This window comes from Nocardioides korecus, from assembly GCF_054778395.1.
Genome location: NZ_BAAGZO010000037.1, coordinates 1 through 764 on the forward strand (window position 1 = coordinate 1; position 764 = coordinate 764).

Consider the following 764-nt stretch of genomic DNA (forward strand, 5'->3'; position numbering starts at 1 on the left):
GTGCCGTAGTACTTCCGGTAGATCACCAGGATCGGCACGATGATCAGGTCGGCGAAGACGAACGAGATGACGCCGCCGAAGCTGATGCCGCCGTTGTAGAGCACCGCTGCCAGCGGCACGTTGCCGATCGAGCACACGAAGCTGGCCACGGCGATGACGGGGCCGATGATCGGTCCCCAGATCGCGGAGAGCACCGGGTGGTCGGTGAGGAAGAGCGTCTGCCAGAACGAGTCGGGGACCCAGGCGGCGACGGCGCCGGCGATGAGCAGCCCGATGACGATGTCGCGCAGGACCGCGGCCCACTCCATCACGAAGATGTGGGAGACCGAGGTGAACCCGTCGCGGGAGAACAGCCGTCGGGCGAAGCTGCCGTCGCCGGCGATGCTCATGTCCATCGCGGCGTGGCCCTCCATGGAGCCGGCCAGGCCCTGGTCGGCCTGGGCGCGGGCCTCCTCGAGCAGCTTCGTCCTGACGACGAGGCGGAAGGCCAGGGCGATCAGGACGATGATGATGGGGCCGCCGACGAACTCGGCGACCGTGAACTGCCAGCCGAGCAGCAGCGCCATGATCACGCCGAGCTCGATGACCAGGTTGGTGCTGGCGATCTCGAAGACCATCGCCGCGATGAAGCTGGCGCCCTTGCGGAACAGCGAGCGGGCCAGCGCGACGGCGGCGTAGGAGCAGGACGAGGACGCCGCGCCCAGACCGCTGGCCTTGAGCAGGGTGGCGGGGCGGTCGTCGCCGAGCATCCTCGAGACGGTCTC

At 68.6% G+C, this 764-nt stretch carries 1 protein-coding gene; it reads right to left on the bottom strand.

Going from position 1 to position 764, the window contains the following annotated elements; translation table 11 throughout:
* Positions 1-749 (bottom strand): permease (locus ACYVDA_RS20750; protein ID WP_460820441.1); only part of this gene is annotated, 749 nt, incomplete at its 3' end.
* Between the last annotated feature and the right edge of the window lie 15 nt (positions 750-764).